Below are 7,687 nucleotides of genomic sequence, written 5' to 3'. Positions count from 1 at the left end.
ACGGTGAACTGGATCCGCCGGTGCTGCTGCGGATCCACCATGCCCGGCTGCTGCACCGCGCGGCCCGCCCCGCCTCCCCGGGGCGGGCCGCGCTGTTCTTCCCCCACTCCTCAGGAGCGCCGTATGCCTCTCGCACGACGTCATTTCCTCACCGGCGGCGCCCTGGCGCTGAGTTCGGCCGCCCTGTCCGTCCGCCTCGCTCCTCCGGCCGGAGCCGCGGGCCGCTCCCCGCGCGCCCTCGCCCCCGCCGCCTTCACCCGGCTGCGCCCCGGCAGCATCACCGCACGCGGCTGGCTCGCGGGCCAACTCCACGCACTGCTCGACGGGTTGTTCGGCCGCTACGAACAGCGCTCGCACTTCCTCGACTTCGCCTCCACCGGCTGGGTGCACCCGGAGAACGCCGGCTGGGAGGAACTGCCGTACTGGCTGCGGGGTTACGTCCCGCTCGCCATCGCCACCGGCGACGAACACGCGCTGGCGAACTCCCGGCGCTGGATCGACGCGGTCCTGGCCACCCAGCAGTCCGACGGCTTCTTCGGCCCCCGCGCGCTGCGCACCTCGCTGGACGGCGGCCCCGACTTCTGGCCGTTCCTGCCGCTGCTGATGGCCCTGCGCACCTGGGAGGAGTACAGCGGCGACACACGGATCGTGCCCTTCCTGACCCGCTTCCTGACCTTCATGAACGCGCAGGGCAAGGGCGCCTTCGACCACAGTTGGGTCTCCTACCGCTGGGGCGACGGCCTGGACATCGCCCTGTGGCTGTACGACCGCACGGGCGACGCCTTCCTCCTCGACCTGGCCGACAAGATGCACGGCTACGGCGCCGACTGGACGGGTGCCCTGCCCACCCCGCACAACGTCAACATCGCGCAGGGCTTCCGCGAGGGCGCCCAGTACGCCCGCCGCTCCGGCTCGACGTCCGACACCAGGGCCGCGTACGAGGTCTACGACCAGGTGATGGGCTCCTACGGGCAGTTCCCCGGCGGAGGCTTCGCGGGCGACGAGAACATCCGCCCCGGCTTCGGTGACCCCCGTCAGGGCTTCGAGACCTGCGGCATCGTGGAGTTCATGGCCAGCCACGAGCTGCTGACCCGGATCACCGGCGATCCGGTGTGGGCGGACCGGTGCGAGGAACTGGCCTTCAACCTGCTGCCCGCCGCCCTCGACCCGGCCGGCCGCGCGGTGCACTACATCACCAGCGCGAACAGCGTCGACCTCGACAACAGGACGAAGACGCAAGGGCAGTTCCAGAACGGCTTCGCCATGCAGTCCTTCCAGCCCGGCGTCGACCAGTACCGCTGCTGCCCCCACAACTACGGCATGGGTTGGCCGTACTTCAGCGAGGAGCTGTGGCTCGCGGCGCCCGAGGGCGGCCTGGCCGCCGCCCTCTACTCCCCCTGCACGGTGCGCGCGACGGTGGCGGGCGGCACCGAGGCCACGATCACCGAGGACACCGACTACCCGTTCGGGGAGACCGTCCGTCTCACGCTCTCGGTCCCCCGCCGGGTGCGTTTCCCGCTCCATCTGCGGGTGCCCGGGTGGTGCACTGATCCTCGACTCACCGTGAACGGCAAGGCTTACGCGGCGACGCCGGGGCCCTCCTTCAGCGTGGTGGACCGCCAGTGGTCCGACGGCGACACGGTGACGCTACGGCTTCCGCAACGCACCGTGCTGCGCACCTGGAGCGCGGGGCAGGACGCGGTGAGCGTCGAGCGCGGCCCCCTCACCTACGCCCTGCGGATCGGTGAGAACTATGTGCGCTACGCGGGTGACGACGCCTTCCCCGAGTACGAGGTGCACGCCACCACGCCCTGGAACTACGGTCTGGTTCCGGGCAGTACACCGGAGTTCACCCGCGGCGGGGGCCCCGTCGCGGCCAACCCCTTCACCCAGGACGGCACGCCGGTGCGCATGACGGCGCGGGCCCGCCGGGTGGCCGAGTGGGTCGCGGACGACGAGCACGTGGTGGCCCCGCTCCAGCGGAGCCCCGCCCGCTCCGACTCTCCGGTGGAGAGCGTCACGCTCGTCCCGATGGGCGCGGCCCGGCTCCGTATCAGCAGCTTCCCGACGGCCGCGCCGGACGGCCGCCCCTGGACGCCGGAACCGCCCTTCCGGCGCGTCCAGAACAAGCACAGCGGCAAGGTGCTCGCCGTGGACAACATGTCCACCGCGAACAGCGCGCGGGTGGTGCAGTACGACAACACGCCCACCGGCGATCACGCCTGGCAGTTCGTCGACCGGGGCGACGGATGGTTCCTCGTCCGCAACGGGCACAGCGGCAAGGTGCTGGGCGTGGACGGCATGTCCACCGCGGACAGCGCGATCGTCGTCCAGTACGAGGACAACGGCACCGACGACCACCTGTGGCGTCAGGTGGACAAGGGCGACGGCTGGTTCCTCCTGCTCAACAAGCACAGCGGGAAGGTGCTCGGCGTCTCGGAGATGTCCACCGCGAACAGCGCGCAGGTCGTGCAGTTCGCGGACAACGGCACGGACGACCATCTGTGGCGGTTGCTGTAGCAGGTGCCGTACGGCGGCGGAGTCCCGGCCGGCTCAGCGGGACTCCTCCAGCACGTCGCACTCAAGGAAGGACGGCGGGCGGGTGCACAGCGCGGCCATGCGCTCGGCGAACTCGCGGGCCTCGGGATTCTGGCGGCTGCGCGCGGCCTCGTCGAAGGAGTCGAACTGGAGGACCTCGTAGTAGCGGTTCTCCTGGTTGCGGTCCTTGAGGACGGCCTGGTAGCTGGGGCCCTGTTCCTTGCTGCCGAAACGTTCCTCGATCTTCATGGCCAGGGTGCGCATCTCGTCGATGCGGTCGGTCTCGAAGGCGATGATCTGGACGAATTTCTGCGCTGCCACGGTTCCTCCAGCCGGCCGTGCGCCCCCGGGCGGGGATCGCTCAGCACCCAACGAAACACGGGCGGCACGGGTCGGCAATTCGTCACCGGGCGTTCGCCGGACGGGCTGCGGGAGTTGCGGGGGCGGCGGGCTGGGGCGTTCGGCCGGACGGGTGGCACGGCACTCCGCCGGAACGGGCGTCGGGCTTGTCCCCGGAGATGGGTGTCGCCCCCACTCCCGGATGGGTGTCGTCCCTCGCCCGGATGGGTGTCGTCACCGAGGGCGGGTGCCGGCCATCCCGCTGTTCGTGCTGGCGGGTCTGCTGCTCGCGCGGGAGCAGGCCGCGGACGCCCCCGCTCAGCCGGCCGGTACCCGCTCGGTCTTGTTCAGTTCGGCGGTGAACTGGGCGCCGGCGAGCAGTGCCAGGTTGGACAGCCACAGCCAGACGAGGAACACCACGGACCCGGCGAGCGAGCCGTACAGGCGGCTGTAGGCGCCGAGAGCGGAGGCGTACAGGGCGAATCCGCCCGAGGCGGTGAGCCAGAGGGCCGCCGCGAGGACACCGCCGGGCAGCGAGTTCCTGCGCGCGCGGGCGGGGGCGGGTCCCGTGCGGAAGACGACCACGACGAGGACGACGGCCAGGCACAGCAGCAGCGGCCAGCGCAGCAGCTTCCAGACGAAGGCGGCCGTGGAGCCCAGACCGAGGAAGGAACCGACGGCCTCCGAGCCGGGACCGGTGAGCAGCAGCACCAGCGGCCCGGCGACGAGCACGCCGAGCAGGGCCAGCGCGGTCAGGACGATGCGGTGCGCGCGCCGCCAGGGCGAACGCCGGTCCTCCAAGCGGTACATCCGGTGCAGGGCGCGCCGGAAGACGGCCAGATAGCTGGTGGCGGACCACAGGGCGCTCGCGGTTCCGGTGACGAGCAGGGGCCAGGCCGCCGAGTCGGTGCGCAGCATCCGGGCCAGCGTCTCGTGGAGTTGGCCGCCGGACTCGGCGGGGGCGTAGGCCGTCACCTGGGTGATGAACCGCTCGGCCGTGCCGGGACTGATCAGCGTGGTGGCGATGACCGTGACGAGCATGGCGGGCAGCACGGTCAGGATCGCGTAGTAGGTCAGCGCGGCGGCATGGTCGGACACGTCGTCCCGCCACATGGCCACCGGGGTACGGCGCAGCGCTGCTCCCCAGGTCGTGGCCCGGGGTGCGGGGGCGGCGCGGGAGGCGTCGGGCGCCTGGGGTTCAACGGACATGCGGTACCCGGTGGGAGAGAGGGCTGAGCCGGACTCGGCTGCGGACGGTACAGGGGGTGGTGGCGGATTCGGCGCGCTCGATCAACCGGGTCAGGCCGGGCAGTACGGAGGCGGGGGTGGTCCCCGGCTGGAGCCAGAGATGCAGCCGGACCGTGAGCTGACCGCGCGAGGAGAACACCCGGGTACGGCAGCGGGCGACGCCCTCCAGGGTCGCCGCGTCCAGGTTGAGCGCGTCCTCCAGGGCGCGGGTGCGGACGGTGCCGCCGGTGCCGGGCAGCGGCAACAGAGAGCTGCCGCCGACCCGGAACTGCCGGGCGCACCACAGCGCGCACAGCGCGGTGGCGGCGAACGCCCCCGCCATGACACCGGGCGCCCACCAGCCCTGCGCCCGCAGTGAGGTGAGGGCGGCGCTGGTCAGGAACGCGTGGTGGGCGGAGGGTACGGGCAGTCGGCCGGCGGCCGGAGTACCGCTCAGCGCGAGCGCGGAACCGCCGGCCAGCAGGGTCAGGCCGGTGAGGGCGAGGACGGTGCGATTGAGGAGGGAGCGGAAGGTCTGCATCAGAGGTCGCCACCCGCGAGGGCGTGGGTCGCCGAGGGGGCGGGAGCCGGTGCCGGGGCCGCTGCGGACGCCAGGCTCGAAGCGGGCGCCAGGCTCGGTACGGACGCCGGGGTCGAAGCGGGCGCCGGGGTCGAAGCGGACGCCGGGGTCGAAGCGGGCGCCAGGGTCCGGCCTCGCCGGGGGCGGGCCGTGACCCGCAGCCGGAGGGGGCGGCGCAGTCCGCAGTCGGCCAGGGCGCTGGAGGCGGCCTGGGTGATCCGGCGTTCGGCCGTGGTCCGGTCTGCGGTGGTCAGGTCGCCGGTGGTCAGTTCGGCGCGTACGGTCGCGCGGCGCCGCCGGACGTGCGTCCTCGCCGCGGTGACGCCGTCGGTTCCGGTGGCGGCGGCATGGACCAGGGCGGCCACGGCGGACCGGTCGACCGCGATGTCGGTGCCGGGGACGGGTGAGGACATGGTGAGGAGGTCGCGGCGGCCCGGGGTGACGGCGAGGAGGAGCAGACCGGCACCGAGGAGGGCGCAGCAGAGGCCGGCGGCGGTGACGAGCGGTTCGCCGGGGCCGTGACCGTACAGCCAGTGCAGGGTGCCGGTGCGCCAGGCGGCGGCCGGGCGGTGTCCGGTGTGGACGAGGATCAGGTCGGCGGCGAGGGCGCCGAAGGCCACGGTGGCGAGGAGGGTGAGGATGCCCAGGGGAAGGCGACGCTGCGCCCACCAACGGCGGGGCGACCAGGAGCCGGGCGAGCCTGCGTCGGCCGGGACCGGGGCCGGTGCCGGTGCGGAGCCCGAGCCGGAGCCGGACCCCACCGGTCCGCAGAGGGCCGGGGTGAGCGTGGTGACCCCGATGTGTACCCGGGACACGTCGAGCCCGGTCAGCTCGGCGGTGCGGGAGGTCACCCGGTCCCGGATACGGTCGACCAGGGGGGCCAGGGGCTCCGGGTAGGGCAGGGCGACGTCGAGGGCGATCTCGGTGCGGCGTCCGCGGACGGTGGCGGCGGTGCCGGTGGTGCGTACGGCGCCGTCGCGGTGTGCCTCGGTGGCCGCCCGGCCGGCGATCCGGCGGACGGCCTGTGCCGGGACCGCGGCGGTGCCGCGGGGGTGGGGCTCGGTCATCGACGGCCCCGCTGGAAGGTGTCCCGCAGGTCTCGGGCGCGCCCGCCGCCGTCGATCCAGTGGCCCACCGCCCAGCCGAGGGCGCCGAGCGCGGCCACGAGCACGAACGCGCCGAAGCCGCCGAACCAGCCCGCGAACGCCAGCGCCAGGCCGGCGATCATTCCCGTCAGCGCTCTGTCCATCTTCCGTCTCCTCCTCGTCCGGCCGGTCGTCCACGCCGGCCACCGCTCGGTCCGCCGGGTCCACTGCCCGGTCACGCCACGCGCGGCGTGGTTTCCGGCTCGGGTTCGTCGTCCTCGGGGAGGTGCACGTCGTTGACGGCGATGTTCACCTCGACGACCTCCAGTCCGGTGATGCGTTCCACCGCGTGGATCACGTTCTCGCGGACGTCGCGGGCCACCTCGTCGATCGGTACGCCGTACTCCACGACCAGGTCGAGGTCGATGGCGGTCTGCTTCTCGCCGACCTCGACCTTGACGCCCCGGCCGACGCTGGAGCCGCCGCCGGGGACCCGGTCGCGGACCGCGCCGAGGGTGCGGGACAGACCGCCGCCCATGGCGTGCACGCCGGGTATCTCGCGGGCGGCCGTACCGGCGACCTTGACGACGACGATGTCCGCGATGGACGTCTTGCCGCGCGTGGCGGCCGGTTCTCCGACGCCGGTGTTGCCGGCGGTAAGGTCGGTGGCCGCCCGCCGCGGCTCGCCGGGACGGCCCGTCTCTGCGTTGGGGATGCTCATGACCAGGTCCTCTCGGTGGTCCGGTGTGTCCTGTGCTCCATAGGACGTGTTCCCTCGGACCCGGCCGGGCCACAGGTGTGAGGCAGATTCCCTGAATTCGTCCGCTGATGCGTCCTCCTGCGGGGTGACGTGGGCGGGGCCGTCCGGCGGGGGTGCATCCACGGCGCGTGCGGGGGCGAAGTAGGGGCAGAGACGGAAAGGCCCGAGCCCGCCGGGAAGCACTCGTCACGCACGACGAGTCCGGGCCCCGTCGTGCTTCTGGGAGGACCGTTGTGAAGGAAGCCGTGTACATCGGCGGCAGCCCGGCTGCAGAGCCCGACCTGGAGCGGCTGCTGCACGAGGTGGCGCTGGGCGACCAGGAGGCGTTCGCCGCGGTCTACGACACGGTCGCCGGGCCGGTGCTCGGGGTGGTCCGCGCGGTGCTGCGCGACCGGGCGCAGTCGGAGGAGGTCGCGCAGGACGTGCTGGTGGAGGTCTGGCGCACCGCCCCGCGTTACCGGCCCGAGCGGGGCACGGCCATCAACTGGATCCTCACTCTCGCCCATCGGCGCGCCGTCGACCGGGTGCGCTCGGTCGAAGCGGCGGCCGCCCGCGACACGAGGGCCGCGCTGCTGGACCGCACGCCGGAGTACGACGAGGTGACCGAGCAGGTGGAGACGCGGCTGGAGCAGGAGCAGGTGCGGCGGTGTCTGCGGACGCTGACGGAACTCCAGCGGCAGTCGTTGACCCTCGCCTACTACCGGGGGCTGACGTACCGTCAGGTCGCGGAGGCGCTCTCGCTGCCGCTCGGCACGGTCAAGACGCGGCTGCGCGACGGGCTCATCCGGATGCGTGACTGCCTGGGCGTGTCCGCGTGAGCACGGCCGACCCGCACAGCTTCACCGGCGCCTACGCGCTGCACGCCCTGGACGAGGACGAGCGCGCCGGTGTCGAGCGGCATCTGGCCCAGTGCGTGTCCTGCGCGCTGGAGGTCGCGGAGTTCGAGGCGACGGCGGCGCGGCTGGGGCTCGCCGCGACCGTTCCGGTGCGGCCCGAGCTGCGCGCGGAGGTGCTGCACCGGATCGCCTCGGTGCGTCAGATGCCGCCGGGTACCGCGCCGGCCGCCCGGCGGCGCCCGGCCTCGATCCTCAACCACGACTCGGCCATCGCGGCGGCCGCCTCCCGGATGTCCTCCGCCGCCGGTGACCGGCCGCTGAT

Annotated in this window: 9 protein-coding genes; 3 read left to right on the top strand and 6 right to left on the bottom strand. The window is 73.4% G+C overall.

Translation table 11 applies throughout. The annotated features are described in order from the left end of the window. Positions 1-123 precede the first annotated feature (123 nt). Entirely contained in the window at positions 124-2,520 is a 2,397-nt protein-coding gene (locus tag ACWEEU_RS30475) for a beta-L-arabinofuranosidase domain-containing protein (protein ID WP_451736886.1), read from the top strand. A 33-nt stretch (positions 2,521-2,553) separates the two neighbouring features. Here ACWEEU_RS30475 and ACWEEU_RS30470 read toward each other — a convergent pair whose 3' ends face one another. The 6 genes from ACWEEU_RS30470 to ACWEEU_RS30445 all read right to left on the bottom strand — a co-directional run bounded on the left by ACWEEU_RS30470 (position 2,554) and on the right by ACWEEU_RS30445 (position 6,490). Next, positions 2,554-2,859: a hypothetical protein gene (locus tag ACWEEU_RS30470; protein ID WP_199588096.1), complete on the bottom strand. Its 306-nt coding sequence runs from the start codon at positions 2,857-2,859 to the stop codon at positions 2,554-2,556. A 336-nt stretch (positions 2,860-3,195) separates the two neighbouring features. Further along, positions 3,196-4,086, bottom strand: coding sequence for a YihY/virulence factor BrkB family protein (locus tag ACWEEU_RS30465; RefSeq protein ID WP_451736883.1), 891 nt, complete (start codon positions 4,084-4,086; stop codon positions 3,196-3,198). Continuing rightward, the gene (locus ACWEEU_RS30460) at positions 4,076-4,645 is read right to left on the bottom strand and encodes a hypothetical protein (RefSeq protein ID WP_385751082.1); all 570 of its coding nucleotides are present in this window, start codon (positions 4,643-4,645) and stop codon (positions 4,076-4,078) included. Before ACWEEU_RS30460 ends, ACWEEU_RS30465 begins: the two co-directional genes overlap by 11 nt. Then, positions 4,645-5,751, bottom strand: coding sequence for a DUF6286 domain-containing protein (locus ACWEEU_RS30455; protein WP_451736880.1), 1,107 nt, complete (start codon positions 5,749-5,751; stop codon positions 4,645-4,647). Before ACWEEU_RS30455 ends, ACWEEU_RS30460 begins: the two co-directional genes overlap by 1 nt. Further along, positions 5,748-5,933, bottom strand: coding sequence for a hypothetical protein (locus ACWEEU_RS30450; RefSeq protein WP_385751087.1), 186 nt, complete (start codon positions 5,931-5,933; stop codon positions 5,748-5,750). The genes ACWEEU_RS30455 and ACWEEU_RS30450 overlap by 4 nt, the downstream gene beginning before the upstream one ends. A 71-nt stretch (positions 5,934-6,004) precedes the next feature. Then, positions 6,005-6,490: an Asp23/Gls24 family envelope stress response protein gene (locus tag ACWEEU_RS30445; protein WP_385751090.1), complete on the bottom strand. Its 486-nt coding sequence runs from the start codon at positions 6,488-6,490 to the stop codon at positions 6,005-6,007. Positions 6,491-6,762: 272 nt separating this feature from the next. Between ACWEEU_RS30445 and ACWEEU_RS30440 the strand changes: the two genes are divergently transcribed. Together ACWEEU_RS30440 and ACWEEU_RS30435 are read left to right on the top strand one after the other, a co-directional pair. Beyond that, complete coding sequence (locus ACWEEU_RS30440) at positions 6,763-7,347, top strand: sigma-70 family RNA polymerase sigma factor (protein WP_385751093.1); 585 nt, start codon at positions 6,763-6,765, stop codon at positions 7,345-7,347. Beyond that, positions 7,344-7,687: RskA family anti-sigma factor (locus ACWEEU_RS30435; protein WP_451736875.1), on the top strand; the 344-nt coding region annotated here is incomplete at its 3' end. The genes ACWEEU_RS30440 and ACWEEU_RS30435, both read left to right, overlap by 4 nt.

This window comes from Streptomyces sp. NPDC005004 (genome assembly GCF_053600675.1).
The sequence above is the reverse complement of the archived record's forward strand: the minus strand, read 5'-3'. Positions and strand labels throughout refer to the sequence as shown.